27 protein-coding genes are annotated in these 26,404 nt (G+C 66.4%); 16 read left to right on the top strand and 11 right to left on the bottom strand.

Translation table 11 applies throughout. From position 1 onward, the window contains the following. The first annotated feature begins 154 nt into the window (after positions 1–154). The gene (locus DIR46_RS09530) at positions 155–1,039 is read left to right on the top strand and encodes a dienelactone hydrolase family protein (RefSeq protein ID WP_109345031.1); all 885 of its coding nucleotides are present in this window, start codon (positions 155–157) and stop codon (positions 1,037–1,039) included. A gap of 147 nt (positions 1,040–1,186) precedes the next feature. Beyond that, positions 1,187–1,921, top strand: a complete 735-nt coding sequence (locus DIR46_RS09525; protein ID WP_109345030.1) for a ZIP family metal transporter — start codon at positions 1,187–1,189, stop codon at positions 1,919–1,921. 38 nt (positions 1,922–1,959) lie between these two features. On the opposite strand, the gene DIR46_RS09520 is transcribed toward DIR46_RS09525, so the two are convergent. The 3 genes from DIR46_RS09520 to DIR46_RS09510 form a co-directional block, all read right to left on the bottom strand. Beyond that, positions 1,960–2,814, bottom strand: coding sequence for a sulfurtransferase (locus tag DIR46_RS09520; protein WP_109345029.1), 855 nt, complete (start codon positions 2,812–2,814; stop codon positions 1,960–1,962). Positions 2,815–2,830: 16 nt separating this feature from the next. After that, a complete protein-coding gene (locus tag DIR46_RS09515; protein ID WP_109345028.1) occupies positions 2,831–3,751 on the bottom strand; it encodes a DMT family transporter in 921 nt (306 codons plus the stop codon). Between the two features lie 84 nt (positions 3,752–3,835). Further along, entirely contained in the window at positions 3,836–4,936 is a 1,101-nt protein-coding gene (locus DIR46_RS09510; protein WP_109345027.1) for an aromatic ring-hydroxylating oxygenase subunit alpha, read from the bottom strand. 355 nt (positions 4,937–5,291) lie between these two features. Between DIR46_RS09510 and DIR46_RS09505 the strand changes: the two genes are divergently transcribed. Genes DIR46_RS09505 through dxs form a run of 3 tightly spaced genes read left to right on the top strand, consistent with a single transcriptional unit; the run spans position 5,292 to position 8,314 of the window. After that, positions 5,292–5,543: an exodeoxyribonuclease VII small subunit gene (locus tag DIR46_RS09505; RefSeq protein ID WP_109345026.1), complete on the top strand. Its 252-nt coding sequence runs from the start codon at positions 5,292–5,294 to the stop codon at positions 5,541–5,543. Next, positions 5,540–6,439, top strand: a complete 900-nt coding sequence (locus DIR46_RS09500) for a polyprenyl synthetase family protein (protein ID WP_109345025.1) — start codon at positions 5,540–5,542, stop codon at positions 6,437–6,439. The genes DIR46_RS09505 and DIR46_RS09500 overlap by 4 nt, the downstream gene beginning before the upstream one ends. Next, entirely contained in the window at positions 6,440–8,314 is a 1,875-nt protein-coding gene (dxs, locus tag DIR46_RS09495; RefSeq protein WP_109345024.1) for a 1-deoxy-D-xylulose-5-phosphate synthase, read from the top strand. Between the two features lie 118 nt (positions 8,315–8,432). Here dxs and DIR46_RS09490 read toward each other — a convergent pair whose 3' ends face one another. Both DIR46_RS09490 and DIR46_RS09485 read right to left on the bottom strand, forming a co-directional pair. After that, positions 8,433–9,149: a 2OG-Fe(II) oxygenase gene (locus DIR46_RS09490; protein WP_229446560.1), complete on the bottom strand. Its 717-nt coding sequence runs from the start codon at positions 9,147–9,149 to the stop codon at positions 8,433–8,435. Positions 9,150–9,152: 3 nt separating this feature from the next. After that, positions 9,153–9,707, bottom strand: coding sequence for a cob(I)yrinic acid a,c-diamide adenosyltransferase (locus DIR46_RS09485; RefSeq protein WP_109345023.1), 555 nt, complete (start codon positions 9,705–9,707; stop codon positions 9,153–9,155). A gap of 91 nt (positions 9,708–9,798) precedes the next feature. Here DIR46_RS09485 and DIR46_RS09480 point away from each other — a divergent pair, with 91 nt between their 5' ends. The 7 genes from DIR46_RS09480 to DIR46_RS09450 all read left to right on the top strand — a co-directional run bounded on the left by DIR46_RS09480 (position 9,799) and on the right by DIR46_RS09450 (position 16,050). Then, the gene (locus tag DIR46_RS09480; RefSeq protein ID WP_109345022.1) at positions 9,799–11,286 is read left to right on the top strand and encodes an FAD-linked oxidase C-terminal domain-containing protein; all 1,488 of its coding nucleotides are present in this window, start codon (positions 9,799–9,801) and stop codon (positions 11,284–11,286) included. A gap of 12 nt (positions 11,287–11,298) precedes the next feature. After that, on the top strand, positions 11,299–12,372 hold the full coding sequence (gene glcE, locus DIR46_RS09475; protein ID WP_109345021.1) for a glycolate oxidase subunit GlcE: 1,074 nt from the start codon (positions 11,299–11,301) through the stop codon (positions 12,370–12,372). A gap of 3 nt (positions 12,373–12,375) precedes the next feature. Then, complete coding sequence (gene glcF / locus DIR46_RS09470) at positions 12,376–13,602, top strand: glycolate oxidase subunit GlcF (RefSeq protein ID WP_109345020.1); 1,227 nt, start codon at positions 12,376–12,378, stop codon at positions 13,600–13,602. Between the two features lie 97 nt (positions 13,603–13,699). Continuing rightward, complete coding sequence (locus DIR46_RS09465; RefSeq protein ID WP_109345019.1) at positions 13,700–14,014, top strand: hypothetical protein; 315 nt, start codon at positions 13,700–13,702, stop codon at positions 14,012–14,014. A gap of 104 nt (positions 14,015–14,118) precedes the next feature. Continuing rightward, the gene (locus tag DIR46_RS09460; protein WP_205289101.1) at positions 14,119–14,580 is read left to right on the top strand and encodes a hypothetical protein; all 462 of its coding nucleotides are present in this window, start codon (positions 14,119–14,121) and stop codon (positions 14,578–14,580) included. After that, positions 14,580–15,509, top strand: coding sequence for a DUF2145 domain-containing protein (locus DIR46_RS09455; protein ID WP_109345018.1), 930 nt, complete (start codon positions 14,580–14,582; stop codon positions 15,507–15,509). The genes DIR46_RS09460 and DIR46_RS09455 overlap by 1 nt, the downstream gene beginning before the upstream one ends. Positions 15,510–15,534: 25 nt before the next feature. Continuing rightward, positions 15,535–16,050, top strand: a complete 516-nt coding sequence (locus DIR46_RS09450) for a hypothetical protein (RefSeq protein ID WP_109345017.1) — start codon at positions 15,535–15,537, stop codon at positions 16,048–16,050. Positions 16,051–16,068: 18 nt separating this feature from the next. Here the strand turns inward: DIR46_RS09450 and DIR46_RS09445 are convergent, their stop codons facing one another. Further along, positions 16,069–16,548 carry a glutathione peroxidase gene (locus DIR46_RS09445; protein WP_109345016.1) on the bottom strand — a complete coding sequence of 160 codons (480 nt, stop codon included), beginning with the start codon at positions 16,546–16,548 and terminating at the stop codon, positions 16,069–16,071. 187 nt (positions 16,549–16,735) lie between these two features. Between DIR46_RS09445 and DIR46_RS09440 the strand changes: the two genes are divergently transcribed. Continuing rightward, a complete protein-coding gene (locus DIR46_RS09440) occupies positions 16,736–19,000 on the top strand; it encodes a TonB-dependent receptor domain-containing protein (protein ID WP_109345015.1) in 2,265 nt (754 codons plus the stop codon). Between the two features lie 112 nt (positions 19,001–19,112). Then, entirely contained in the window at positions 19,113–21,290 is a 2,178-nt protein-coding gene (locus DIR46_RS09435; RefSeq protein ID WP_109345014.1) for a TonB-dependent receptor plug domain-containing protein, read from the top strand. A 116-nt stretch (positions 21,291–21,406) separates the two neighbouring features. Here DIR46_RS09435 and DIR46_RS09430 read toward each other — a convergent pair whose 3' ends face one another. Both DIR46_RS09430 and DIR46_RS09425 read right to left on the bottom strand, forming a co-directional pair. Further along, positions 21,407–22,543, bottom strand: coding sequence for a PilT/PilU family type 4a pilus ATPase (locus DIR46_RS09430; RefSeq protein WP_109345013.1), 1,137 nt, complete (start codon positions 22,541–22,543; stop codon positions 21,407–21,409). Between the two features lie 9 nt (positions 22,544–22,552). Next, positions 22,553–23,596, bottom strand: a complete 1,044-nt coding sequence (locus tag DIR46_RS09425; RefSeq protein ID WP_109345012.1) for a type IV pilus twitching motility protein PilT — start codon at positions 23,594–23,596, stop codon at positions 22,553–22,555. Between the two features lie 234 nt (positions 23,597–23,830). Here DIR46_RS09425 and DIR46_RS09420 point away from each other — a divergent pair, with 234 nt between their 5' ends. Both DIR46_RS09420 and proC read left to right on the top strand, forming a co-directional pair. Beyond that, a complete protein-coding gene (locus DIR46_RS09420; RefSeq protein WP_109345011.1) occupies positions 23,831–24,532 on the top strand; it encodes a YggS family pyridoxal phosphate-dependent enzyme in 702 nt (233 codons plus the stop codon). A gap of 12 nt (positions 24,533–24,544) precedes the next feature. Beyond that, on the top strand, positions 24,545–25,357 hold the full coding sequence (gene proC, locus DIR46_RS09415) for a pyrroline-5-carboxylate reductase (RefSeq protein WP_109345010.1): 813 nt from the start codon (positions 24,545–24,547) through the stop codon (positions 25,355–25,357). A 30-nt stretch (positions 25,358–25,387) separates the two neighbouring features. On the opposite strand, the gene DIR46_RS09410 is transcribed toward proC, so the two are convergent. The 3 genes from DIR46_RS09410 to DIR46_RS09400 are packed head-to-tail and all read right to left on the bottom strand — an operon-like array spanning position 25,388 to position 26,389. Beyond that, a complete protein-coding gene (locus DIR46_RS09410; RefSeq protein ID WP_109345009.1) occupies positions 25,388–25,687 on the bottom strand; it encodes a hypothetical protein in 300 nt (99 codons plus the stop codon). Next, entirely contained in the window at positions 25,674–26,054 is a 381-nt protein-coding gene (locus DIR46_RS09405; protein ID WP_109345008.1) for a phage holin family protein, read from the bottom strand. Before DIR46_RS09405 ends, DIR46_RS09410 begins: the two co-directional genes overlap by 14 nt. A gap of 14 nt (positions 26,055–26,068) precedes the next feature. Further along, positions 26,069–26,389 carry an ElaB/YgaM/YqjD family protein gene (locus DIR46_RS09400; protein ID WP_109345007.1) on the bottom strand — a complete coding sequence of 107 codons (321 nt, stop codon included), beginning with the start codon at positions 26,387–26,389 and terminating at the stop codon, positions 26,069–26,071. Positions 26,390–26,404: the final 15 nt, after the last annotated feature.

Below are 26,404 nucleotides of genomic sequence, written 5' to 3'. Positions count from 1 at the left end.
CGTCGGCCGGGAAGCGGCCGTATGCAACGGTACGTTGTCGCCATTGGCCTTGAGCGAGCTGCCTGCACAAATGCTCATCCGTGCGGCGCGTGCAAGCCCCATCAGCGATGCTAAACTGGCAAGCCTGTCCAACACTGTTCAGAAAGGGATGTCCATGAAAGATCTCGTCAACGATGCCCACAGCCTGCTGGGCGCCAGCGCCTATGACGACGGCGTGAAGCGGCGCGACTTCTTGAAGGCGGCGGTCGGCACCGGTTTCGCCGCGGCCGCGCTGCCGGTGGTCGCGCAAACCCAGATCCAGACCGATGCCGAAGGCCTCGACGCGGCCGACAGCATCCTCGTCATCGAGGGCCAGGATGTGCCCGTTTACCGCGCCCAGCCGCGCGGCAAGACCAACGTCCCGGTGATTCTGGTGGTGTCCGAGATCTTCGGCGTGCATGAACACATCAAGGACGTGGCGCGTCGCTTCGCCAAACAGGGTTATATGGCGATCGCGCCCGACCTGTTCGTGCGCCAGGGCGATGCGACCAAGGCGCCCAATACCGCAGAACTGATCAAGAACATCGTTTCGAAGACGCCGGACGCGCAGGTCATGTCCGACCTCGACACCGTGGTGGCCTGGGCCAAGCAGCGCGGCGGCGACACCACCAAGCTGGGGATCACCGGTTTCTGCTGGGGCGGCCGCATCACCTGGCTGTATGCGGCGCACAACCTCGACGTCAAGGCCGGCGTGGCCTGGTATGGCCGGCTGGTGGGCGAGGCGACGCCGATGACCCCGAAGCACCCGATCGACGTCGCCCAGAACCTCAAGGTGCCGGTGCTGGGCCTGTACGGCGGCAAGGACAACGGCATCCCGCTCGATACGGTCAAGCGCATGCAGGCCGCCCTCGACAAGGGCAACAGCCGCTCGACGATCCACGTGTATCCGGACGCCGACCACGCCTTCCACGCCGACTACCGCCCGAACTACAACGAGGCCGACGCCAAGGACGGCTGGAACCGCGCGCTGGCCTGGTTCCGCAAGCACGGCGTGGCCTGACGCCTGTCGCTTTGGACGGGCTCTTGGACGACCGCGGGCCGGGAGCGGTACAATGTCCGGTTTGCGGATCGTCGCAAGAACAGAACAAGAGGCTTTCAAATCGACCCGCTTTTCGACCCGACCCTGAGTTCCATCCTGCTGGCGACCGTGATCGCCGGCGTCGTCAGCATTTCCGGGGCTGCGCTTTTCTCGTTCGCCCTGCTGTCGAAAGTGGTCGAAAAGATGGTCAGCCTGTCGGTCGGCATCATGCTGGCGACGTCGCTGCTGCACGCGCTGCCCGAAGCCTTCGAATCGGGCGCCGACATCAAGAGCCTGTTCGCCACCCTGCTGGCGGGCCTGCTGGCCTTCTTCTTGCTGGAAAAGGTGGCGTTGCTGCGCCATTCGCACCTCCACGAGGGTGACGGACACCACCACGCCCACGGCCATGACGCGCGCGAAGCCGGCAAGTCGGGCTGGATGATCCTGCTCGGCGACGGCATGCACAACTTCACCGACGGCATCCTGATCGCGGCGGCCTTCCTGGCCGACCCGGAAGTGGGCATCGTGACCGCGCTGGCCATCGTCGCCCACGAGATCCCGCAGGAGATCGGCGACTTCATCGTCCTGCTCAACGCCGGCTTCTCGCGCCTGCGCGCCTATGTGTTCAACCTGCTGTGCAGCCTGCTGGCGGTGGCGGGCGGCCTGCTGGGCTACTTCACGCTGGACCAGGCCAGCGGCCTGATTCCCTACGTGCTGGTGTTCGCGTCGTCGGGCTTCATCTATATCGCGGTGAGCGACCTGATGCCGCAGATGCAGCGCCGGGCGACGCTGAAGGAGACGGTGCCGCAGGTGTTCCTGATCGGGCTGGGCGTGGCGATCGTGGTGGCGCTGCACGCGTTCTAAGCCAAAAGAAAAGGGCTTCGTGACGAAGCCCTTTGTTTTCAATCCGCGCCTTTCGCGACCGGCCGCGCCGGATCGCCTACCCACTCGCTCCACGAGCCCGGATACAGGCTGGCGCCCGGCATGCCCGCCACTTCCAGCGCCAGCAGGTTGTGGCAGGCGGTCACGCCCGAACCGCACTGCATGATGGCGCGCTCTGGATCGTCGACCAGGGCGCCGAACTCCGCGCGCAGCTGACCAGCATCCTTGAAGCGGCCATCGGCCTGCAGGTTGTCCTTGAAGAAGCGGTTCTTCGCGCCCGGGATGTGGCCACCCACCGGGTCGATGGTTTCGTTTTCGCCGCGGAAGCGGTCGGCCGCGCGGGCGTCGATCACGATGCGCTGGCCGCTCTCCAGGTTGTCCATCACCTCGCGCACCGTCACCGTGGGCACGAAAGGCGCGCGCACGGTCAGGCTGCCGCCCGGTCTGGTGGGCGTCTCGGTCGACAGGGGCTGGCCCAGCGCCTGCCAGGCCGCCATGCCGCCATCGAGCACCGCGACCGCCTCGTGACCCAGCCAGCGCAGCAGCCACCACAGGCGCGCCGCGAACATGCCGCCGTGGGCGTCGTAGGCGACCACTTGCGTGTCGTCGTCGATGCCGAATTCGCGCAGGGCTTGCGCCAGCGCTTCCTTCCCCGGTAGGGGATGGCGGCCGAGGAACACGCCGTCAGGCCCGCGCTTGGCGCCCGACAGCACGGTCTCGATGTCGGCGAACGCCGCGTTCGGCAGGTGGCCGGCGGCATAGCCGTCACGGCCGGCGGCGAGGTTCACCAGGTCGTGGCGGCAGTCCACCACGACCCACTTCGGGTCGTCGATATGGGCGGCCAGCTGGCTGGCCGAAATCAGGGTCTTGAACATGGCGTTAAGTCTCCTTCTACGATTCGCTGACCACGGGGTCCTGGTCCTTGACGACGGCGCCGCGCGCCGTCTTGCGGGTATTGTAGAACGTCGCGGCCAGTCCCGAGAGCAGGATCACGCCGATGCCCAGCCACACATGCCAGTCGAAGGCGTCGCCCCACAGGATCAGGCCCCACAGGGTGGAGAAGACGATGCCGGTGTACTGCAGGTTGGCCACCACCAGCACCTTGCCCACGCGGTAGGCGCGGGTCATGCACATCTGGGCGATCAGGGCGGCGCCGCCGATCCCCAGCAGCAGCAGGGCGCCGTACATCGTATGCGCATGGAATAGCGCGCCCTGAGGCCCGTCGCCGGCCACGGTGGCGGCCAGGCCGACCAGGGTCGTGGTCAGCGAGAAGTAGAACACCACGCGGTACTCGGGCTCGCCCAGCTGGCCGAGCTTACGCACCTGCATATAGGCCATCGCCGAGATCATCGACGAGCACACGCCGGCCAGGCCGCCCAGCCACTGCTCGCTCTCGACCGCCGGCTGCAGCACCATGGTCACGCCGAAGAAGCTGGAGGCGATCGCCACCACCAGCGGCCATTCGGCATGCTTGGTCCTGGTCCACCAGCCCATGGCGAACATCCCGGCCGCGATCCAGATCGGGGCCATGTAGTTGAGCGTCATCGCGGTGGCCAGCGGCAGGCGGCCGATCGCGAAGAACCACAGCCACAGCGAGGTCACGCCAACCAGGCTGCGCCACAGGTGGGCCTTGCCAAAATCCGTTTTAAAAGTGCCGCCCTGGCGGCGCACCATGAGCAGCAGGATGACGCTGCCGATCAGGCCCCGGTACATCAGGAGTTCTGACGTGGAATAGAACTCGGAAGCCAGCTTCACGCCCGCGCCCATGGCGGCGAACGCGAAGCTGGCGTACAACATCCAGAGGGAAGCCATCGGATTTCCAGTGAAAGACCGTGCGGCGAGGAGACCGCGCGGTCCGTGGCGCCAGGGTGCGGCGCCGGTTTGACGATGTGAGAGTTACAAGGCGATCCTGCTGCGATACCACTCATGGAAGTGCTGCATGCCGTCTTCCATCGGCGACTGGTAGGGACCGACCTCGTTGACGCCACGCGCCAGCAGGATCTTGCGGCCGGCGTCCATGCGCAGGCCGATCTCGTCGTCCTCGACCGCCGTCTCCATGTAGGCGGCGCGCTCGGCCTCGACGAATTCGCGCTCGAACAGCACGATCTCTTCGGGGTAGTAGAACTCGACCACGTTGCGGGTCTTCTGCGGGCCGTCCGGCCACAGGGTCGACACCACCAGCACGTTCGGGTACCACTCGACCATGATGTTCGGGTACAGCGTCAGCCAGATCGCGCCGTACTTGGGCGGCTGGCCGTTGTTGAACTTCAGCACCTGCTCCTGCCAGCGTTTATAGGCCGGCGAGCCGGCCTTCTGCAGCGCGCGGTTCACGCCCACGGTCTGGACGCTGTAGTCGCTGCCGAACTCCCATTTCAGGTCGTCGCACGAGACGAAGTTGCCCAGGCCCGGGTGGAACGGTTCGACGTGGTAATCCTCCAGGTAGACCTCGATGAAGGTCTTCCAGTTGTAGTCGCACTCGTGGATCTCGACGTGGTCGAACATATAGCCCGAGAAGTCGAGGTCCTTCGTCACCGACAGCTTGCCGAGCTTGTCCATCACGTTGTAGCCGTTTTGTTCGAACAGCAGGCCGTTCCAGTTCTGCAGCGGCGTCTTCGACAGGTTCAGGCACGGGGTGTCCGCGAAATGCGGTGCGCCGATCAATTCGCCCTTCAGGTCATAGGTCCAGCGGTGCAGCGGGCACACGATGTTCTTCGCATTGCCGCGGCCATTGAACATCAGCGCCTGGCGGTGGCGGCAGACGTTGGAAAGCACTTCGATGCCGCCGGCGTTACGCACCAGCATGCGGCCTTCGTGTTCCGAGGCGAGCGTTGCGAAGTCCCCGGTCTCCGGCACCATCAATTCATGGCCGATGTAGCGCGGGCCATTGTGGAACAGTTGCTGCATCTCGCGCTTGAGGAGCGCGTCGTCAAAATAAACATTTACCGGAAGCTGTGCGTTCGAGCGCGCCAGCTTGGCGTGGGTAGCCAGATCGGACATCCCAACCCCCTTTAAGGTAGCTTCCAAAGAAGAGAAAGAATCCAAAGACCAGTATTTAAGTAGAGGAATACGGTATTTCGGACAGAACCGGAGATTATACTGCGTAACAGGCTCTACCGTCTTGGGCCGGCGCGAGTTTGTGGTGCGCGGCGCTTGATGTGTTGCCGATGAGGCATGGTTTTCATATGGGGAAGAAGGGCGAGTGGGGGCGTCGGCCGGATTGTTGACGCACTTGCTAGTTGTGAATGCTGCAATGTGCGCCCCCCGTGGGGTGGGATTGATCTAAAATACGCGATTGGACTGACCCATGGCGCACAACTCGGCGCCTTCACGATAGCGACTTATGGCAAAGAATATGACAGCGGACAGCGCGCCGGCAACGCCGGCGCCTCCGCAATCCTTCGAGCAGGCGATGGCCGAACTGGCCCAGCTCGTGACACAGATGGAATCCGGGGCCTTGCCGCTGGAAGCCTCGGTCGCGGCCTATGCGCGCGGCTCCGAACTGGTCAAGTACTGCGCGGCCCAGCTCGAAAAAGTCGAGTCCCAGGTCAAGATGCTCGAAGGCGACATGCTCAAGCCATTCAGCGACGACGAGGCAACGCAATGACGGTCCAGGACTTCAGCGCCTGGACCCGCGATGTCCAGGCCACGGTGGAAGAGGCGCTCGACGCCTTCCTGCCCCCAAGCGACCGCGTGCCGCACAAGCTGCACGAGGCGATGCGCTACACGACGCTCGGCGGCGGCAAGCGCGTGCGCCCGCTGCTGGCGTATGCCGCCGGCGCGCTGTTCGACGCCGCCCCGCAGGCAGTAGCCCGGGTCGCGAGCGCGGTCGAGATGATCCATGTGTATTCGCTGGTGCACGACGACATGCCGTGCATGGACGACGACGCCCTGCGCCGCGGCAAGCCGACGGTGCACGTGGCCTATGACGAAGCGACCGCGCTGCTGGTCGGCGACACCCTGCAGGCGCAAGCCTTCGAGGTGGTGGCCGGCCTTGATGCCGCGGCGGTGCCCCCGGCGCGCCAGCTGACGATGGTGCGCCTGCTGGCGCAGGCGGCCGGCTCGAACGGCATGTGCGGCGGCCAGGCGATCGACCTCGATAGCGTCGGCCTGTCGCTCACCCGCGAACAGCTCGAGCGCATGCACCAGCTCAAGACCGGCGCCATGCTGCGCGTGTCGGTGCTGCTCGGCGCGCTCGCCGGCCGCGACCTGGAGCCGCGCGAACTCGAAGCGCTGGATGCCTATTCCGCCGCGGTGGGACTGGCGTTCCAGGTGGTCGATGACGTGCTCGACGCCACCGCCGATTCGGCCACGCTGGGCAAGACCGCCGGCAAGGACGCGGCCGACAACAAACCGACCTATGTGTCGATCCTCGGGCTGGAGCCATCGCGCGCGCTGGCCGAGCAACTGCGGCGTGACGCGCACGAAGCGCTGGCGCCATTTGGAGACAAAGCACAGCGTCTGCGCGAACTGGCAGACCTGATCGTGCAGCGGAAGGCCTAAATGAACCTGCTAGAAAAAATCAACGACCCATCCGACCTGCGCAAGCTGCCGCGCACCCAGCTCACCCCGCTGGCGCACGAGCTGCGCCAGTTCCTGCTCGAGTCGGTGTCGAAAACCGGCGGCCACCTGTCGTCCAACCTGGGCACGGTGGAGCTGACGATCGCACTGCACTACGTATACGACACGCCGCGCGACCGCATCGTGTGGGACGTCGGCCACCAGACCTATTCGCACAAGATCCTCACCGGCCGCCGCGGCCGCATGCCCACCTTGCGCCAGCTGAACGGCCTGTCGGGCTTCCCCAAGCGCGACGAGAGCGAGTACGACACCTTCGGCACCGCCCACTCGTCGACCTCGATCTCGGCGGCGCTGGGCATGGCCACCGCGGCGAAGATCAAGGGCGAGGACCGTCATGCGATCGCCGTCATCGGCGACGGCTCCATGACCGCCGGAATGGCGTTCGAGGCGCTCAACAACGCGGGTGTGGAAGAAGACGTCAACCTGCTGGTCATCCTGAACGACAACGACATGTCGATCTCGCCGCCGGTCGGCGCGCTGAACCGCTACCTGGCGCGCCTGCTGTCGGGCCAGTTCTACGCCGCCGCCAAGAACGTGGGCAAGAGCGTGCTGCCGGCGCCGGTGCTGGATCTGGCGCGCAAGCTGGAAGAGCATGCCAAGGGCATGGTGGTCCCGGCCACGATGTTCGAGGAATTCGGCTTCAATTACATCGGCCCGATCGACGGCCACGACCTCGATTCCCTGATCCCGACGCTGGAAAACATCAAGAAGCTCAAGGGCCCGCAATTCCTGCACGTGGTGACCAAGAAGGGCCAGGGCTACAAGCTGGCCGAGGCCGAGCCTATCCTGTACCACGGCACCGGCAAGTTCAACCACCTCGAGGGCATCAAGCCGTCCACCGCGCCGGGCAAGATCACCTACACCGAGGTATTCGGCAACTGGCTGTGCGACATGGCGGCCGCGGACAAGCGCCTGGTCGGCATCACGCCCGCGATGCGCGAAGGCTCGGGCATGGTGCGCTTCCACCAGGAGTACCCGCAGCGCTACTTCGACGTCGGCATCGCCGAGCAGCACTCGGTGACCTTCGCGGCCGGCATGGCCACCGAAGGCGTCAAGCCCGTCGTGGCGATCTATTCTACTTTTCTCCAGCGCGCCTACGACCAGCTGATCCACGACGTGGCGCTGCAGAACCTGGACGTGACCTTCGCGCTGGACCGCGCGGGCCTGGTCGGCGCCGACGGCGCCACCCACGCCGGCAACTACGACCTGGCCTACCTGCGCTGCATCCCGAACATGGTGGTGATGGCCGCCTCGGATGAAAACGAGTGCCGCCAGATGCTGACCACCGCCTACCACTATCCCGGCCCGGCCGCGGTGCGCTACCCGCGCGGCGCCGGCGTCGGCGCTCCATTGGTGGAGGCCCTGACCTCGATCGAGATCGGCAAGGGCGAGGTGCGCCGCACCGGCAAGGGCGTCGCGATCCTGGCCTTCGGCTCGATGGTGGCGCCAAGCCTGAAGGCGGGCGACGAACTCGATGCGACCGTGGCGAACATGCGCTTCGTGAAGCCGCTCGACATCGAACTGGTCAAGCGCCTGGCGCAGGAACATGACTTTTTGGTGACGGTGGAAGAGGGCTGCATCATGGGCGGCGCCGGCGCCGCCGTGATGGAAGCGCTGGCCGCGGCCGGCATCGCCAAGCCGGTGCTGAACCTGGGCCTGCCCGACAACTTCATCGACCAGGGCGATCCGCAAGCGCTGCTGGCGTCGGTCGGCCTGGATGCCAAGGGCATCGCGGCATCGATCCGCGCGCGCCTGGGGGCGCAGGGCGAGCCGCGGCTGGTGGTGAACAACGGCTGATCGCCTCCGGACGCACCATGAACAAAGCCCCGCTTTCGCGAGAAAGCGGGGCTTTTTGCTTCGTCAGGCTGCCTGTTTGAACAGTGGGTCGGGCCGCCGTCGTGGCATCACGTCGTTGTCACGCCGGCTGACCGAACAAGGCCTCGGCGCGCTGGTACAGGATCCAGGAAGTAGCGATGTACTTGTCGCCGCTCCGGGCCACGTTGCCGCGGTGGGTATGGGTGAAGCCGGCCGGCGCGATCACCAGCCGCCCCTTTTTTGGCGCGATCTTGCGGCCCTGGTACAGGAACTCGGTCTCGCCGCCATCTTCCACGTCGTTGAGGTAGAACATCCACAGCAGCACCCGGTGCAGCGAATCGCAACTGGCGTTCTGCGGATAGATCTCGGAATGCCAGTGGTGGTAGCCGCCGCTGGCCTGCCGGTACTTTTGCAGGTTGATGGTGCCGGGCCGGTACAGCACGCGCACCAGGTCTTCGATGTACGGACGGCCTACTTCCTCGAAGTTGTCCATCGATAGCACCGTCGGCGCGCCGGTGGCCGGATGCGCCAGCGTCGGCGACAGGGACCCCATCAGCAGCATGCGGTAGCGGTCGACGTACTGCACCAGGTGACGCGTCATCGATTCGAGCAGCAGCTGGGTGACGTCGTCCCATTCGCGGTGCAGGTTGATGGTGATGTCGTAGCTGTCCTTCTTGGCGACGTCGACGCCGTTGCCGGTGCGCCCGCGTACGACCTTGTCGCTGGCCTCGAAGCGCGCCAGCAGCGCGTCGCATTGCTGCGCACTGAGCGCGTCGTCATAGACGCCGATGAAGTCGTCCATCACCTTGTCATCCATGGATCAGCCCCGCTTGCGTTCGTGCTGCCACAGCACGTCGCTGCCGCCGGCATGGCGGTTCAGCACGCGCGCCAGCACGAACATCAGGTCGGACAGGCGGTTGACGTACTGGCGCGGGTGGGCGTGGATCTGCTCTGCCTTCGACAGGGCCACGATGGCGCGTTCGGCGCGCCGGCACACGGTACGGCAGACGTGGGCGGTGGAGGCCGCGCGCGAGCCGGCCGGCAGGATGAATTCCTTCAGGACCGGCAGGTCGGCGTTGTATTTCTCGAGCAGGCCGTCCAGGCGCGCCACGTGCTCTTCCTTGATCATCTGGTAGCCGGGGATGCACAGCTCGCCGCCCAGGTCGAACAGGTCGTGCTGGATCGAGACCAGCTCTTCGCGCAATGGCGTCGGCATGTCTTCGCACAGCAGCAGGCCGACGAAGGAATTGAGTTCGTCGACTTCGCCCAGCGCGTGGATGCGCGCGCTGTCCTTGCCGGTGCGGCTGCCGTCGCCCAGGCCGGTGCTGCCGTCGTCGCCGGTGCGGGTCGCGATTTTCGAGAGGCGGTTGCCCATGATGTTGCCTTATGCGTTGGTGTGAAAAAACGATGGGATGAGCATACGACAAAACGTGGCGAATGTGCATGCTTGTGCTTACAATCGAAGCATGCCCGATCATGCCATCCATTCCGACCCGGCGGCGCGGCGCGCTCAGGTGGCGGCTGCCCTGCGCGCGCGCCTGCCCGCCTCCTGCGTCCTGTCCGACCCAGAAGACACCCGGCCCTACGAATGCGACGGCCTGGCCGCCTACCGCCAGCTGCCGCTGGTCGTTACCTTGCCGACCGACGAGGCGCAGGTGCTCGCCATCCTCGACATCTGCCGCGAATTGCAGGTGCCGATCGTGCCGCGCGGCGCCGGCACGGGCCTGTCGGGCGGCGCGCTGCCGATCCGCGACGGCGTCGTGCTGTCCACCGCGCGCATGAGCCAGATCAGGCGCGTCGACCCGCTGGCGCGCACCGCCGTCGTCCAGCCGGGCGTGCGCAACCTGGCGATCTCCGAAGCCGCTGCGCCGTTCGGCCTGTACTACGCCCCCGATCCTTCGTCGCAAATCGCCTGCACCATCGGCGGCAACGTGGCCGAGAACGCGGGCGGCGTGCACTGCCTCAAATACGGCCTGACGGTGCACAATGTGCTGCGGGTGCGGGTGGCCACCATCGAGGGCGACGTGGTCGAACTGGGCGGCGCGGCGCTCGATGCGCCGGGGCTCGACCTGCTGGCCGTGTTCATCGGTTCCGAAGGCATGCTCGGCATCGTCACCGAGGTGACGGTGAAGCTGGTGCCCAAGCCGGCGCTGGCCCAGGTGATCATGGCCTCGTTCACCGACGTGGTCACGGCCGGCAATGCGGTGGCCGACGTGATCGCGGCCGGCATCATCCCGGCGGGCCTCGAGATGATGGACCGCACCTCGGTGCGCATGGTCGAGCCCTTCGTGCGGGCCGGCTACGACCTCGACGCCGCCGCCATCCTGCTGTGCGAGGCCGACGGCACGGCGCTCGAGGTGGCCGAGGAGATCGCGCGCATGAGCGCGGTGCTCGAGCGCGCCGGCGCGACCGCCATTGCCGTGTCGCAGAGCGAGGCGGAGCGGGTGCGCTTCTGGTCCGGCCGCAAGAACGCCTTTCCGGCCGCGGGCCGCATCTCGCCCGACTATTACTGCATGGATGGCACCATCCCGCGCAAGCAGCTGGCGCGGGTGCTGGCCGGCATCGCCGCGATGGAACAGACCTACGGCCTGCGCTGCTCCAACGTGTTCCACGCCGGCGACGGCAATATGCATCCGCTGATCCTGTTCGACGCCAGCGCGCCCGGCGAATTCGAGCGCGCCGAAGCCTTCGGCGCCGCGATCCTGGCGCTGTGCGTCGACGTGGGCGGCACCATCACCGGCGAGCACGGCGTGGGCAAGGAAAAGATCGATTCGATGTGCGTGCAGTTCAGCCGCAAGGAACTCGACGCTTTCTTCGCGGTCAAGCATGCCTTCGACCCGTTCGCGCTGCTCAATCCGGACAAGGCGATCCCGACCCCGCACCGCTGCGCCGAATTCGGCAAGCTGCACGTGCACCACGGCGAGGTCCCGTTCCCGGACCTGCCGCGTTTTTGAACGAGAGCCGATATGGGAACGATCGAACGATTCCAGGAGCGGGTGCTGACCGCGGCTCGTGAGCGTGAACCGCTGTGCATCCGCGGCGGCGGCAGCAAGGACTGGTATGGCGGCTCGCCGCGCGGCACAGTGCTCGACACCCGCGATTACGCCGGCATCGTCGACTACGAGCCGACCGAGCTCGTGATCACCGCGCGCTGCGGCACGCCGCTGGCCGAGATCGAGGCGCTGCTCGCCCGCCACAACCAGATGCTGGCCTTCGAGCCGCCGCATTTCGGCGCCAATGCCACCGTGGGCGGCACGGTCGCGGCGGGCCTGTGCGGCCCACGGCGCGCCAGCAGCGGCGCCACGCGCGACTTCGTGCTCGGCGCCAGGCTGCTGGACGGGAAGGGCGACGTGCTGTCCTTCGGCGGCAAGGTGATGAAGAATGTGGCCGGCTACGACGTCTCGCGCATGCTGGCCGGTTCGATGGGCACGCTCGGCCTGCTGCTGGAAGTGTCCTTGAAGGTGCTGCCGCGGCCCTTCGCCGAAGCCACGCTGCGCTTCGAGATGGGCGAGATCGACGCCATCCGACGCCTGAACGAATGGGGCGGCCAGCCCTTGCCGCTGTCGGGCAGCGCCTGGTGCGGCGGCCAGCTGGCGCTGCGCCTGTCCGGCGCCGAGGCGGCGGTCGACGCCGCGATGCGGCTGCTGGGCGGCGAAGCGGTGCCGCATCCGGATGCGGCTGCGTTCTGGGCCGACGTACGCGAACAGCGGCATGCCTTCTTCTCGGGGGGCGAACCCCTGTGGCGGCTGTCGGTGCCGTCGACAACCGGCGCGCTGGTGCTCGGCGGCGACCAGCTGATCGAGTGGGGCGGCGCCCAGCGCTGGCTGCGCGCCGGGGGCGACGCCGCGACGGCCCGGGCGATCCGGCGCACGGTGGAGGCGTGCGGCGGCCACGCGACCCTGTTCCGGGGCGGCGACAAGGCTAGCGTCGTGTTCCAGCCGCTGGCGCCTGCGCTGGCGCGCATCCATGCGCGCATGAAGGATGCCTTCGATCCCGCCCACATCTTCAACCCGGGCCGACTATATCCCGAAAGCGCCTGACCCATGCAAACCCTACTGGCCGACTTCATCAAGGGCACGCGCGAAGGCGCGGAAGCCGAAGCGATCCTGCGCGCCTGCGTGCACTGCGGCTTCTGCACCGCCACCTGTCCGACCTATCAACTGCTGGGCGACGAACTCGATGGCCCGCGCGGCCGCATCTACCTGATCAAGCAGGTGCTCGAGGGCTCGCAACCGACCCGCAAGACCCAGCTGCACCTGGACCGCTGCCTCACCTGCCGCAATTGCGAAACCACCTGTCCGTCCGGCGTCAAGTATGGGCGCCTGGTCGACATCGGCCGCAAGCTGGTCGACGAGCGCGTGCCGCGCCCGTTGAAGGAAAGGATCACGCGCACCACGCTCAAGGAATGCCTGCCGCGCGCCGGCGTCTTCAGGCCGGCCTTCAGGGCGGGGCAGGCGCTGCGGCCGCTGTTGCCTGCAGGGCTGCAGGACAAGCTGCAGCCGGCGCGCGCCGCCGGCCGCTGGCCGACCCGGACCCACGCGCGCAAGATGCTGCTGCTGGACGGCTGCGTGCAGCCGGCGATGGCGCCGAACATCAACGCGGCCACGGCGCGCGTGCTCGATTCTCTCGGCGTGCAGCTGCTCGTGGCGCCGAAGGCCGGCTGCTGCGGCGCGCTGCGCTACCACATGAACGACCAGGAAGGCGGCCTGGACGACATGCGCCGCAACGTCGACGCCTGGTGGCCCTACGTGGAGCACGGGCAGGTCGAGGCGATCGTGATGACCGCCTCCGGCTGCGGCGTCACGGTCAAGGAATACGGCCACCTGCTGGCGCACGATCCGGCCTACGCCGACAAGGCCCGCCGCATCAGCGAGATCACACGCGACCTGTCCGAGATCCTGCCGCAGTTCGAGGAGCAGATCAGGGCGCGGGCGCGGGGGAAGAACGCGCCGCGCGTCGCCTATCACCCGCCGTGCACCTTGCAGCATGGCCAGCAAATCCGCGGCAAGGTCGAAAGCGTGCTGCACGCGGCCGGCGTGGACGTGGTGCTATGCGCCGACAACCACCTGTGCTGCGGCTCGGCCGGCGCCTATTCGGTGCTGCAGCCAGAGATCGCGCAGGCGCTGCGCGACCGCAAGCTGGCCAGCCTGGATGCGACCGGCGCCGATCAGATCGTGTCGGCGAACATCGGCTGCCTGACCCACCTGCAGTCGGGCACGGACAAGCCGGTGACGCACTGGATCGAACTACTCGAGCGGGCAGTGCGCTGATTACCCGCGCGGGCGTAACATCGATTTCCCGGCCGTGTTAGGATCGCGCCGAACCCGGCGAGCGGCGGGAATCCAGTGGCAACCAACAGGAACGATCTTGAGCTTTACCTTTCAACTCGTGCGTGATGACGAGGGCGGCCCGGCCGCCGTGGTCTTCGAAGACAGCAGCAGCCCCGGCCTCGTCCCGGTCTGGGAAGCCGCCGGCGTCTACGACGCGCTGTACAACAGCGACGGCCGCATGGCGCGCGACGTGTCGCGCGCCATCGCCTACGGCCTCGACCAGTTGAACGAGAACGCCGCGCTGGGCGGCCTGCTGCCGCCCGGCGTCTCGATGACCGAGGCGATCCGCTTCCTCGACAACGTCAGCCGTGGCTGCACCATCCACGGCGTCGCGCGCATACAGACGCGCTGACGACGAATCCGTGCGCTTGTCACAAGCGGTTACGACGGCGGTATGGTGTTCAAGTGCAAGGGCTTGTACCATGTGAGCGTTTTGCTCGACAACGAAAGCCTCTTATGACCTTGCCAATCTTTTCACGTTCCCTGTGCTGCGGCCTGCTCGCGATCGCCTGCGCCATCCCGGCCCACGCCGAAAGCTTCGCCTCCTCGGCCTCCAGCGCCGGCTCGGCATCGTCGGCCAGCATCTCGGATTCGATCAGCGATTCCAGCACCAGCTCGAGCGGCGACAACAAGGTGGCGGCGGGCGACTACCGTGTAATCGACATCGCGCAGGCGCCGAACAAGCCCGACACCACCCGCCTGACCCTGCGCGCCGAAGCCGGCCAGGCCCGCACCTTCTTCCTCGACGTGCCCAACCGCGCCATGGCCCAGCGCCAGGTCAATGCCGGCGACGTGGTGCGCGTGAACGAGCGCGTCTACGGCTACGAATTCGCCCACGCCGACACCCAGCGTCCATTCTTCCTGGCGCTGCAGGACGACTGGCAGCGCGACCTGGCGTCGCGCAAAGTCGTCATCTGATGCGGCAGCTGCGCAGGACGATCGCCGCGTTGGCGCTCGGCCTGTGCGCCACCTTCAGCGGCGCGGCCTGGGCCGGCCTGCCGACCTTCTGCGAGCGCGAGAACGACATCACCGCGCTCGAGCAGGACCGCGTGCTGCGCTTTGCCGGCGTGGTCCGGCAAGAGCTGGAACGCTCGGGCGGCAGGGTCGCCCTGATCTCCCGCGCCGGCGTGGACCTGAGCCGCTTCGGCCTGCTGTATTCCCACGCCGGCGTCGCCCTGCGCGACGACGCGGACGGCGCCTGGGTCGTGCGCCAGCTGTACTACGCCTGCGAGGATGCGCGTCCGCACCTGTTCGACCAGGGCATCTCCGGCTTCGCGCTCGGGGCCGACGCGCCATCCAGCGGCCATGTGTCGCTGCTGTTCTTGCCAGCCGACGACGGCGCCCGGCTCGAAGGCGCCGCGCGCGACAAGCGGCTGGCGCTGGCCCTGCTGGCCGGGAAATACAGCGCCAACGCCTATGCCTTCGGCACCGATTACCAGAACTGCAACCAGTGGGTGGCCGAGCTGCTGGCGGGCGCCTGGGGCGGAATATCGGGACACGGCGCAGGGCAGGGAGGGCAAGTGCGCGAACGGGCGCAGGACTGGCTGCGCGCCCAGGGCTACGTCGCCGGGCCGGTCAGGGTGCCGGGTCACTTGCTGATGTTCGCCGGGCAGTTCGTGCCGCTGGTGCACGTGAACGACCATCCGGTCGACGACCTGCACGCGCTCGCGCTGCAGGTGAGCGTGCCGGCCTCGATCGAAGCCTTCGTGCGCCAGCGCGCGCCGCAGGCGCAGCGCGTGGAGATCTGCCACGACGAGGGCCGCATCGTCGTGCGGCGCGGCTGGGAGCCGCTTGGCGCGGCGTGCGAGCCCGGGCTTGACGACGAAGTGATGATGCTCACGCCGTGAGCGCGCAAGTCGACAAGGAGAGAGGATGGAACGTCATTCCAGACGCCCGCCCGCGCCGGGCAAGCGCATTGCGCTGCTGGCCTGCATGCTTGCGTGGCATGCGGCGGTCGCTGCGTCCGACGTCCTGCCGGTCCATCTGACGGGCACCTGGGGCACGGCCGCATCGCTGCATGAAGGCGATGCCGGGCAGTCGCAGCTGCATCTCGACGCCGATGGCTACGGCGTCATGGCCGGCTCCACGCCACGTCCCACACGTATCGACGGCAAGGATCACGAAGGGCCGCAGGTGCGCGCGGTCATCGGTTTTCCGCTGCGTGCGACGCTGGACGGCACGACACTGACGGCCCGCGTGGTCGCACTCGATCCGAAGGATGCGGAAAAGGCCCGGCGCATCGAGATCACCTGCCGTCATGAAGCGACAAGCCCGACCCTGACCTGCAGGGGGCCGGGGCGCGAGCCCGTGGTCATGCGGCGATTCAGCGAGACGGTACCGGCGGAGGTCGCCCGAACGCTCGAGCAGGTGCGCTCGGTGGCGCGCTAAGAAAGGCGCTCCTGGACGTCAGGCCAGCAGCTTCTCGATATCGCCCTTCAGCTCTTCCGGCTTGGTGGCCGGCGCATAGCGCTTGACCACCGCGCCGTCCCGGTCGACCAGGAACTTGGTGAAGTTCCACTTGATGGCCTCGGTGCCCAGCACGCCCGGCTTTTCGCCCTTGAGGAAACCGAACAGCGGGTGGGCGTCGTCGCCGTTGACGTCGATCTTGGCGAACATCGGGAAGGTGACGCCATAGTTCTTTTCGCAGAAGGCGCCGATCTCGGCCTCGCTGCCCGGTTCCTGGCGGCCGAACTGGTTGCATGGGAAGCCGAGCACCACCAGGCCCTGGTCCGCATAGCGGCGCTGCAGCTCTTCCAGGCCCTGGTATTGCGGGGTGAAGCCGCAGGCGCTGGCGGTATTGACGATCAGGAGCGCCTTGCCGCGATAGCGTGCCAGGTCGACCGGCTGGCCGTCGAGGGCGGTGGCGTTGAAATCGTAGGCGGTCATGGCGTTCTCCTCGTGGTTGATTCGCCAAGTTTACGCGAAGGCGGCACGACGCGCACGCGTATTGACGCGACGTCGAGGCATGCATCATCGCGCTGACATTTATTTCGTCTTAGCATTTCTTAACGAATTTTGGGCGCATCGCGTGCGACAATTACGCTCGTTCAATTGTCCAGCATCCCGGGTTGTCATGCCACGTCATCGTTCTTCCGTTTTCCTGCTCGCGCCGATCGTGGCGGGCACGCTGCTCGCTCCTGCCCGCGCCCAGCAGCCGCCCGCGGCCCCCACGCCGGTCGCCACGGCGCCCGCGACGCCAGCGCCGGAAGCTCCCCCGGTGCAGGCCGAAGTCCCGGTCGAATCGACGGTCTCGGTCAGCGCGGTGCGCTCGTCGAACCGCATCGACCGCCAGGCCTACGACGTCAAGAGCGATGCGGCCGCCACCAACGACACCATCGCCGACACCTTGAACAAGGTGCCGTCGGTCGCCGTCGACCCGGACGGCAACGTGACCCTGCGCGGGCGCAGCAATGTGCAGATCCTTATCGACGGCAAGCCATCCGCCATGATGCAGGGCGAGAACCGCGCCGCGGCCCTGGGCGCGCTGCCGGCCGCCGACCTCGAGTCGGTGGAGGTGATCAACAATCCCGGCGCGCAGTTCGGCAACGAAGGCGGCGGCGGGCCGATCATCAACCTGGTGATGCGGCGCGAGCGCACGGCGGGCAGCTTCGGCGTGGTCAACGCCAACAAGGGCACGGAGGGCCGCTTCAATGCCTCCACCTTTGGCAGCTATACGGGCGGACGCCTGAGCGTGCAGGGCGCGCTGTTCGGCCGCCGCGACAGCCGCGGCTCGACCGGCGAGACGACGCGCGACCGCATCGACCCGGCCACCGGCGCCGTGGCCAGCAGCGTGCAGAGCTCCTACAGCGAGAACGACACCGAGTCGGCCGGCTTCAACGGCTCGCTCAGCTACAACCTGGGCGAGAAGGACGTGGTGTCGGTCAAGGCAGGCTTCAACGCCACCCAGCAGGACGGCCTTTCGTCCGAGCGCTACCGCGGCACCGACGCGTCCGGGGCGGTCGAGAGCGATTACCGGCGCTCGACCGTGCGCGACACCAGCAACCGCAGCGCCAACCTGAGCGTGAGCCTCGACCACAAGGGAGAGATGCCGGGCGAGATCTTCAAGACCGACCTGCGCCTGTCGGGCACCCGTGGCAAGGGCGACACCCGCTTCACCAGCGACTACACGGTGCGTCCGATTAATTCGTCCGATCCACTGACCCGCCAGGAAAACCTGAACGAGACCCGCATCATCGATTTCACCGGCGACTACGAGCGTCCGGGCGAGGCGGGCGTGCTCAAGCTGGGCTACAAGGTGGCGCGCAACAGCAGCGTGATCGATACCCGCTTCCTCAACATCGATCCGGGCACGCTGTTCGAAAGCGTCAACGCATCCCGCACCAACCGCTTCGAGCTGGTCGACACCACGCTGGCGCTGTACGGTACCTGGCAGATGCGCCTGGGGGAGAAGTGGGGCGTGCTGGGCGGCCTGCGCACCGAGTACACCGATCTCGACATGGACCAGGTCACGACCGGGATCCAGGCCGGCAACCACTACCTGGAAGCGATCCCCAGCGCCTTCCTCACCTATGACCTGTCGGATCGTACCGCGCTGCGCCTGAGCTATGCGCACCGCATCCGCCGTCCCGGCGCGTCGGACCTGAATCCCTTCGTGATCTACCTCGACGAAACGAACGTCTCGTCGGGCAATCCCGCGCTGATGCCGACCGAATCCGACTCGCTCGAACTGGGCGTCGAGACCAGGCTTGGCAACGTCGAGACCAATGTGCGCCTGTATGCGCGCCGCGACACCGACCTGATCTCGGAGCGCCGCTACTTCATCTCGGACACCGTGCTCCTGACCACGCGCGAGAACGCGGGCACCAGCCGCTCGAGCGGCCTGGAATTCACCTTCAGCGGACGCGCCACGCCCAAGCTGACGATCAATGCCAGCGGCAATATCGGCTATTCGGAGCAGTCGGTGCTCGGCAACGTGGACGACGACAAGCGCAGCGCGACCTCGATCGCCGGCCGCGCGCGCTTCAACTACCAGTTCAACCCGGCCAACAGCCTGCAGCTCGTGCTCAATGCCCAGGGCAAGACGCTGTTCGGCGAGGGCTATCGCCAGCCGACCCGCACCGCGGACCTGAATTACCGGCACAACCTGAGCCAGGCCCTGAGCCTGGTCGTCAACGTCAACGACGTGTTCGACTCGCAGAAGTCGGAGTCGATCACCGAGACCGACCGCCTGCGCGAATACAGCATCCGCCGCCAGGACGGGCGTCTGGTCTACGTCGGCCTGTCGTACCGTTTCGGCACCTTCGGCGCAGGTCGCGGGCCGCGCGGAGCGGGCGGGCCGGGCTTCGGTCCGCCGGGCGGCGGCATGGGGCCGCGCTAAACATCGCCCGTCAATACAGGCTCCTTGCCGGGCGAATAATTGCGGCAAGGCGGTTCGCGGGCGGCGAGCTGTGACAGAATACCGGGACCTTTTCACTTCGCTCCCCGATTCGATGCTCCGACCAACGCTCATCGCGCTTTCCCTCTCGTCGCTGTTCTCAGTGCCCGCCGTCGCCCAGGTCGGCCCGCCATCCGACCCGCCGCCGGTCAGCGTCGACACCATGCAGAAGGTCGAGGTCAAGGCCGATGCCAACAGCTACGATCCGCGCCACGACGACACCGCCAGCCGCATCGTGGTCTCGACCGAAGAGATCAAGCGCTATGGCGACACCTCGGTGCTTGACGTTTTCAAGCGCCTGCCCGGCATCACCGTCGGCGGTGGCGGCGGCCGTGGGGCGGGCGAGATCCGCATGCGCGGCCTGGGCAGCGGCTACACGCAGATCCTGATCAACGGCGAGCGCGCGCCGGCCGGCTTCGACATCGACCAGCTGTCGCCCGACGTCATCGAACGGATCGAGATCCTGCGCGCGGCCAGCGCAGAATTTTCCACCCAGTCGATCGCCGGCACCATCAACATCGTGCTCAAGCGGGTAGTGCGCAAGGCGCAGCGCGAACTGCGGGTTGGCTATGGCAAGAGCGAGGACGCCAGCAACCCGAGCGCGAGCCTGAACATGTCGGACCGTCTCGATGGGCTGTCGTACTCGCTCGGCGCCAGCGTCTGGCGCTACAACTTCGACCGCCCGCAGCCGTTCGAGGAGACCCGGACCGATCCGGAGGGCCGCCTGACGCAACTGCGCCGCACCGAGCAGATCGACAGCGGCAGCCCGCAAGGCTTCAACCTCACGCCGCGACTGAACTGGACGCTCGAGAACGGCGACACGGTCAGCTGGCAGACGATGGCTTCCTATAATCGCAACGACTATCACGGCGACGCCGTGACCACGACCGAGCTTGGCCCGGCGCCCATGTACGACGTGCGCGACATGAATAGCGGCGGCAGTTTCGTCATGCTGCGTTCCGATGTGAACTGGGTGCACAACCTGGAAGAGGGCGCGAAACTCGACCTCAAGCTGGGCGTGAACGGCACGCGCAATCGCGGCGACTGGCGCGAGTTCGATTACCGGCTGGAAGAGCTGGCGCGCGATTCGACCGTCTTGAGCGCGACCGATGAACGCGGCCTGACCTCGGTCGGCAAGTACACGACGCCGTGGAGGAAGGACCACGCGCTGGCAATGGGCTGGGATGCCGGCTATACGCGGCGCGAAGATGCACGCGACGAGAGCGAGGTATTCCCGCTGTTCGAGCGCGAGCAGGTAACGAACGAAAATTACGATGCCACCATCAAGCGCCTGGCGCTGTACATCCAGGACGAGTGGAACGTGAGCAAGCAGTGGTCGATGTATGCCGGCTTGCGCTGGGAAGGACTGGAGACGACCAGCGAGGGCAATACTTTTGAAACCAGCACCAACCGCGCCAGCGTGTTCTCGCCGCTGGCCCAGACCCTGTACAAGATCCCGGACAGCCGCGACCAGGTGCGCCTGGCGCTGACCCGCACCTTCAAGGCGCCGTCCGCGAGCAACCTGATCCCGCGCCGCTTCACGACGCCCAACAACAGCCAGACCGATCCCGACTACCGCGGCAATCCCGACCTGCAGCCGGAACTGGCGACCGGGATCGACGCCGCCTACGAGCACTGGTGGGCCGACAAGGCGCTGCTGAGCGCCAGCGTGTCGGTGCGCCGCATCGAGGACTACACGCGCCAGGGCCTGATCCTGGAAGACGGCCGCTGGATCCAGACCCCGGTCAACGACGGCGACGCGCTCACGCGCAGCCTGGAACTGGAAGCGAAGTTCCCGCTGTCGGCGGTGCTGGCCGACGTGCCCGAGATCGACCTGCGCGCGAGCGTGTCGCGCAACTGGTCCGAGGTGGACGCGGTGCCGGGGCCGGACAACCGCCTGGACCAGCAGGTGCCGCTGTCGGCGACGCTCGGCATCGACTACAAGACCCGCGACGGCAAGCTGAGTACCGGCGCCAGCTTCGCGTTCAAGGACGGCGGCCCGGTGCGGGTCAATGTGGAGCAGTCGCGCTACCAGAGCGTGCGGCGCGACCTGGATGTGTATGCGCTGTGGAAGTTCAACCCGAAGTACCAGCTGCGGCTGGCGGCGTCGAACCTGCTGCGCCAGGATGGGGTATCGGATTCGCGCTATACCGATGAATTCGGAACGCTGCGCAGGACCAGCTTCAGTGAGGGGCAGACCATGGCGCGGGTGACGCTGGAGTCGCGGTTCTAAGCTGGCCGATCACTCGTAACATCATTCTTTCGTTGGCCCCAAAACATCGTTCCCGCGAAGGCGGGAACGACGCGCGTGTGATGATGGTAGAGGGGGCGATCGTGGTATGCCGACCGTCAGATCAACCCCAGCTTCTCCGTCCCACTCAAAAAATCCCGATTCTTCGCGTGCTTGCTATTGAGCTTGATGTTCAAGCGCAGGTCATTCACCGAGTCCGCATTGCGCAGCGCATCCTCATACGTGATCTTGTCCGCCTCATACAGGTCGAACAAGGCCTGATCGAAAGTCTGCATCCCCAGCTCGCGCGACTTCTTCATGATCTCCTTGATCTCGTGCACCTCGCCCTTGAAGATCAGGTCCGAGATCAAGGGAGAGTTCAGCAGGATCTCGATCGCCACCACGCGCCCCTTGGCCTCCTTCTTCGGAATCAGGCGCTGCGAGATCAGTCCCTTGAGGTTCAGCGACAAGTCCATCAGCAATTGCTGCCTGCGCTCTTCGGGGAAGAAGTTGATGATGCGGTCCAGCGCCTGGTTGGCGCTGTTGGCGTGCAGGGTGGCCAGGCACAGGTGGCCGGTTTCTGCGAAGGCGATCGCGTGCTCCATCGTCTCGCGGTCGCGGATTTCGCCGATCTGGATCACGTCGGGCGCCTGGCGCAGCGAATTCTTCAGCGCCGCCTCGAAGCTGTCGGTGTCGACGCCCACTTCGCGCTGCGTGACCACGCAGTTGCGGTGCGGGTGGACGAATTCGACCGGATCCTCGACCGTGATGATGTGGCCATAACTGTTCTCGTTGCGGTAGCCGACCATCGCCGCCAGCGTGGTCGATTTGCCCGAGCCGGTAGCGCCGACCATGATCACCAGGCCGCGCTTGGTCATCACGACGTCCTTGAGCGTGTCGGGCAGGTCGAGGTCTTCGAATTTCGGGATCGCGGTGGTGATCACGCGCAGCACCATGCCCACGCAACCCATCTGCATGAAGGCCGAGACACGGAAGCGTCCCAGGTCGCCCGGCGTGATCGCGAAGTTCGCTTCGCGCGTGAGCTCGAAGCCGGCCGCCTGCTTGTCGTTCATGATCGCGCGCGCCAGGTCGGCCGTGTGGCCGGCGGTAAGCGGCTGGTTTGAAACCGGCGTCATGCGGCCGTCGATCTTGATCGCCGGCGGGAAGCCCGCCGTGATGAACAGGTCCGAACCGCCCTTGCTGACCATCAGGCGCAGCAGGTCGAACATGAACTTGGATGCCTGGTCGCGTTCCATGATGCGTCCTTAGCCGAGGAAGTTTTCCGGGATCTTGGCCGCGGCGCGCGCGGCGCCGGTCGAGATCACGTTGCGGCGCACCAGCTCCGTCAGGTTCTGGTCCAGCGTCTGCATGCCGGCATTGCTGCCGGTCTGGATGGCCGAATACATCTGGGCGATCTTGGCCTCGCGGATCAGGTTGCGGATCGCCGGGGTGCCGATCATGATCTCGTGCGCGGCCACGCGGCCCGAGCCGTCCTTGGTCTTGAGCAGCGTCTGCGAGATCACGGCCTGCAGCGATTCGGACAGCATCGCGCGCACCATCTCCTTCTCTTCGGCCGGGAACACGTCGACGATACGGTCGATGGTCTTGGCGGCCGACGAGGTGTGCAGGGTGCCGAACACCAGGTGGCCGGTCTCGGCCGCCGACAGCGCCAGGCGGATGGTTTCCAGGTCGCGCAGTTCGCCGACCAGGATCGCATCCGGATCTTCGCGCAGCGCCGAACGCAGCGCGTTGTTGAACGATAGCGTGTGCGGGCCCACTTCGCGCTGGTTGATCAGGCACTTCTTGGACTCGTGGACGAATTCGATCGGGTCTTCGATAGTGAGGATGTGGCCGTACTCGTTCTCGTTCAGGTGGTTCACCATCGCCGCCAGCGTGGTCGATTTACCGGAGCCGGTCGGGCCGGTCACCAGCACCAGGCCGCGCGGCTTCATGGCCAGGTCGGCAAAGATCCTGGGCGCGTTCAGTTCTTCCAGGGTCAGGATCTTGGAGGGAATCGTGCGCAGCACGGCCGACGCGCCGCGTTCCTGGTTGAAGGCGTTGACGCGGAAGCGCGCGAGGCCAGGGATCGCGAACGAAAAGTCGCACTCGAGCACTTCTTCGTACTGCTTGCGCTGGCCGTCGTTCATGATGTCATAGATCATGCCGTGCACGTCCTTGTGCTCGAGCGGCGGCAGGTTAATGCGGCGCACGTCGCCATGCACGCGGATCATCGGCGGCAGGCCGGCCGACAGGTGCAGGTCCGACGCCTTGTTCTTGACCGAGAAGGCGAGTAATTCCGAAATGTCCATTTATAATCCCTGTGGATAGTGTCCCGAATTGAAAATTCGTTGAATTAATGCAGCGAGAATCGGCCCGATACTGCGTCGCAAATGCGCGCAAGGCCACCGGCCTTGCTGTGCTTTGCTCCTTGCCTCGAACCGATTTCGCCACATTAATTGTTCAACGAACTTCCAATTCAGGACACCAGAGGTGCGCCTTTGTCATCGTCGCTGCGCGAAAAATATTTCCTATAGAAAATCATTATGTCCACAATCGCCGCCAACTTGCAAGCTGTCGAAGCGACAATCGGGGAGGCTGTCCAGGCTGCCGGACGCGCCCGGGGCGAGGTGCAATTGCTCGCTGTTTCCAAGACGTTTCCTGCGCAAGCCGTGCTGGATGCGATGGCGGCCGGACAACGTGCGTTCGGCGAAAATTATCTGCAAGAAGCGCTCGACAAGATCGCGAACGTCGCGCAGGCGCAACCCGATGCGCCGGTCGAATGGCATTTCATCGGCCCCATCCAGAGCAACAAGACACGCCCGATCGCGTCCCATTTTCATTGGGTGCACACGGTCGAGCGCCTCAAGATCGCCCAGCGCCTGTCCGAACAGCGTCCGCCCGAACTCGGCCCCTTGAATATCTGCCTGCAGGTGAACATCAGCGGCGAGGCCAGCAAGAGCGGTGCGACCGAGGCCGAGTTGCCCGAACTGGCGCGCGCGGTGGCGCAGCTGCCTAACCTGCGCCTGCGCGGCCTGATGGCCATTCCCGAACGCGCGACCGAACCCGGGCAGCAGCGCGCCGCCTTTGCCCGCCTGCGCATGCTGCATGACGCGCTGCGCGCCGACGGCCTCGCGCTCGATACGCTGTCGATGGGCATGTCGGGCGACATGGCGGCGGCGATCGCGGAAGGCGCGACCATCGTGCGCATCGGCAGCGCCATCTTCGGCGCACGCAATTACGATTAACAGGAAAAACACATGAAGATCACGTTCATCGGCGGCGGCAATATGGCCGCGGCGCTCATTTCGGGCATCGTCCGGCAGGCGGGTTCGGGCGCGAACATCCACGTCGTCGACCGCAACCCGGAAGCGCTGGAGCGCCTGTCGCAGCAGTACGGCGTGGGCACCGCGACGGCGATCGACGAACAGGTCGGGGAGAGCGAAGTGGTGGTGCTCGCGGTCAAGCCGCAGCAGATGCGCGAGGTCGCGGCCGAACTGGCGCCGCTATTGAAACGGCAGCTGGTGCTGTCGATCGCCGCCGGCATCCGCAGCAGCGATTTGTCGCGCTGGCTCGGCGGCTACGACGCGCTCGTGCGCACGATGCCGAACACGCCGGCGCTGATCGGCATGGGCGTGACCGGCCTGGCGGCGCAGCCGGGCGTGAGCGAGGCCCAGCGCGCGCAGGCCGATACGGTGATGCGCGCGGTCGGCAAGACCGTGTGGCTGGATGACGAGGCGCAGATCGATCCGGTGACGGCGGTGTCGGGCAGCGGTCCGGCCTATGTGTTCTTCTTCCTGGAAGCGATGCAGGAGGCGGCGTTGCAAATGGGCTTGAACGCGCAGCAGGGCAGGGAGCTGGCGCTGGCGACCTTTACCGGCGCGGCGCAGCTGGCGGCGCAGTCGGATGAGCCGGTCGAGGTGCTGCGTCAGCGCGTGACCTCGAAGGGCGGCACCACGCATGCGGCGATTACCAGCATGGAGGCGGCGGGAGTGAAACAAGCCATCGTCGCGGCGATGCAGGCGGCGGCCGCGCGCGGCAGGGAGCTCGGCGAGGAACTGGGCAGGGACTGAGCGCCACGGATGCGGCGCCCAGGCGAATGCCTAGTGGACTTCGAACTTCCGCCAGCCCAGCACCGGCAAGACCTTCTGCGCCAGCTTGTAGGCGGACAGGGCGCCGGTCGCCACGCCGACGACCCACTTCGGCTTGGTGACCAGGAAGCCCAGCCCCAGGCCGGCAGCGGCCAGCAGAGAGGTCTTGTGCTGGGCCACGAAGGCGGGGGCGCCGCCCATGTCGGCCGGATGGCGCAGCAGCGCCACGTCATGCGCCATCATCGCGCGCTGTTCGGCGCACTGGGCGGCCAGCAGGCGGCGGCGCGCCGCCAGGGTGTCATTGCTGCTCATCGATCGGCTCTCCTTTGACGGCTTGCGCATCCTTGCGCAGTTCGGCCAGCGTGGCGGCCATGAGCGGCGGACGGGTGACCAGGTCGCCGCGCACCTTGAAGAAGGCCAGTAGGCCGAGCAGCGCAAACAGGCCCGTCATGACGCCGATCGCCAGCAGGCGATGGGTATCCCAGAACAGCACCAGCACGAACAGGATCGCCAGCAACACCGCGACCACCGCGAAAAAGGCGGCCGCGACGCCCCAGGCCAGATAGCCGATCAGCCGGTGCGTCTCTTCCTGCAGCTCGAGGGCTGCCAGTTCGAGCCTGGTCCGCACCATGGCGAGCAGGTTGGATCCTATCCTTCCGACGGTCGCGGAGATTGTCATCGTCGTCCTTAGTCTTATTTACGCGCGATCAGCATGCCGATCACGACGCCGACGGCGGCGCCCAGGCCGACCGACTTCCATGGATTGTCCTTGACGTACTCGTCGGTGGCCTTGGCGGCGACCTTGGTGCGCTCGACCACGGTCTCTTCGGCGTGGATCAGGCTGGTCTTGGCGGATGCCAGGGTCTGCTCGAACTTGACCTTGGCGGCCTTCAGTTCCTCGCCGGTCAGCTGGCCGCCGTTGCGCAGCCAGGATTCGGCGTCGTGGATCACGGTCTTCAGGTCGTTGACCAGTTGGTCGCGGGTGCCGGTCTGGGTCGGGATTTTTTCGATCATGGTGGGCCTCTATGT

This window comes from Massilia oculi, from assembly GCF_003143515.1.
GTDB classification, from domain to species: domain Bacteria; phylum Pseudomonadota; class Gammaproteobacteria; order Burkholderiales; family Burkholderiaceae_D; genus Telluria; species Telluria oculi.
This window is presented reverse-complemented; position numbering and strand designations above follow the sequence as displayed.

What these genes read in the sequence shown, in the direction of transcription:
- DIR46_RS09400 (WP_109345007.1), bottom strand. Translation starts at nt 26,389, where the DNA reads ATGATCGAAAAAATCCCGACCCAGACCGGCACCCGCGACCAACTGGTC.
- DIR46_RS09435 (WP_109345014.1), top strand. Translation starts at nt 19,113, where the DNA reads ATGCTCCGACCAACGCTCATCGCGCTTTCCCTCTCGTCGCTGTTCTCA.
- DIR46_RS09530 (WP_109345031.1), top strand. Translation starts at nt 155, where the DNA reads ATGAAAGATCTCGTCAACGATGCCCACAGCCTGCTGGGCGCCAGCGCC.
- dxs (WP_109345024.1), top strand. Translation starts at nt 6,440, where the DNA reads ATGAACCTGCTAGAAAAAATCAACGACCCATCCGACCTGCGCAAGCTG.
- DIR46_RS09460 (WP_205289101.1), top strand. Translation starts at nt 14,119, where the DNA reads ATGACCTTGCCAATCTTTTCACGTTCCCTGTGCTGCGGCCTGCTCGCG.
- DIR46_RS09450 (WP_109345017.1), top strand. Translation starts at nt 15,535, where the DNA reads ATGGAACGTCATTCCAGACGCCCGCCCGCGCCGGGCAAGCGCATTGCG.
- DIR46_RS09490 (WP_229446560.1), bottom strand. Translation starts at nt 9,149, where the DNA reads ATGGATGACAAGGTGATGGACGACTTCATCGGCGTCTATGACGACGCG.
- DIR46_RS09480 (WP_109345022.1), top strand. Translation starts at nt 9,799, where the DNA reads ATGCCCGATCATGCCATCCATTCCGACCCGGCGGCGCGGCGCGCTCAG.
- DIR46_RS09420 (WP_109345011.1), top strand. Translation starts at nt 23,831, where the DNA reads ATGTCCACAATCGCCGCCAACTTGCAAGCTGTCGAAGCGACAATCGGG.
- DIR46_RS09425 (WP_109345012.1), bottom strand. Translation starts at nt 23,596, where the DNA reads ATGGACATTTCGGAATTACTCGCCTTCTCGGTCAAGAACAAGGCGTCG.
- DIR46_RS09445 (WP_109345016.1), bottom strand. Translation starts at nt 16,548, where the DNA reads ATGACCGCCTACGATTTCAACGCCACCGCCCTCGACGGCCAGCCGGTC.
- DIR46_RS09455 (WP_109345018.1), top strand. Translation starts at nt 14,580, where the DNA reads ATGCGGCAGCTGCGCAGGACGATCGCCGCGTTGGCGCTCGGCCTGTGC.
- DIR46_RS09515 (WP_109345028.1), bottom strand. Translation starts at nt 3,751, where the DNA reads ATGGCTTCCCTCTGGATGTTGTACGCCAGCTTCGCGTTCGCCGCCATG.
- glcE (WP_109345021.1), top strand. Translation starts at nt 11,299, where the DNA reads ATGGGAACGATCGAACGATTCCAGGAGCGGGTGCTGACCGCGGCTCGT.
- DIR46_RS09410 (WP_109345009.1), bottom strand. Translation starts at nt 25,687, where the DNA reads ATGAGCAGCAATGACACCCTGGCGGCGCGCCGCCGCCTGCTGGCCGCC.
- glcF (WP_109345020.1), top strand. Translation starts at nt 12,376, where the DNA reads ATGCAAACCCTACTGGCCGACTTCATCAAGGGCACGCGCGAAGGCGCG.
- DIR46_RS09520 (WP_109345029.1), bottom strand. Translation starts at nt 2,814, where the DNA reads ATGTTCAAGACCCTGATTTCGGCCAGCCAGCTGGCCGCCCATATCGAC.
- DIR46_RS09500 (WP_109345025.1), top strand. Translation starts at nt 5,540, where the DNA reads ATGACGGTCCAGGACTTCAGCGCCTGGACCCGCGATGTCCAGGCCACG.
- DIR46_RS09440 (WP_109345015.1), top strand. Translation starts at nt 16,736, where the DNA reads ATGCCACGTCATCGTTCTTCCGTTTTCCTGCTCGCGCCGATCGTGGCG.
- DIR46_RS09405 (WP_109345008.1), bottom strand. Translation starts at nt 26,054, where the DNA reads ATGACAATCTCCGCGACCGTCGGAAGGATAGGATCCAACCTGCTCGCC.
- proC (WP_109345010.1), top strand. Translation starts at nt 24,545, where the DNA reads ATGAAGATCACGTTCATCGGCGGCGGCAATATGGCCGCGGCGCTCATT.
- DIR46_RS09430 (WP_109345013.1), bottom strand. Translation starts at nt 22,543, where the DNA reads ATGGAACGCGACCAGGCATCCAAGTTCATGTTCGACCTGCTGCGCCTG.
- DIR46_RS09505 (WP_109345026.1), top strand. Translation starts at nt 5,292, where the DNA reads ATGACAGCGGACAGCGCGCCGGCAACGCCGGCGCCTCCGCAATCCTTC.
- DIR46_RS09485 (WP_109345023.1), bottom strand. Translation starts at nt 9,707, where the DNA reads ATGGGCAACCGCCTCTCGAAAATCGCGACCCGCACCGGCGACGACGGC.
- DIR46_RS09510 (WP_109345027.1), bottom strand. Translation starts at nt 4,936, where the DNA reads ATGTCCGATCTGGCTACCCACGCCAAGCTGGCGCGCTCGAACGCACAG.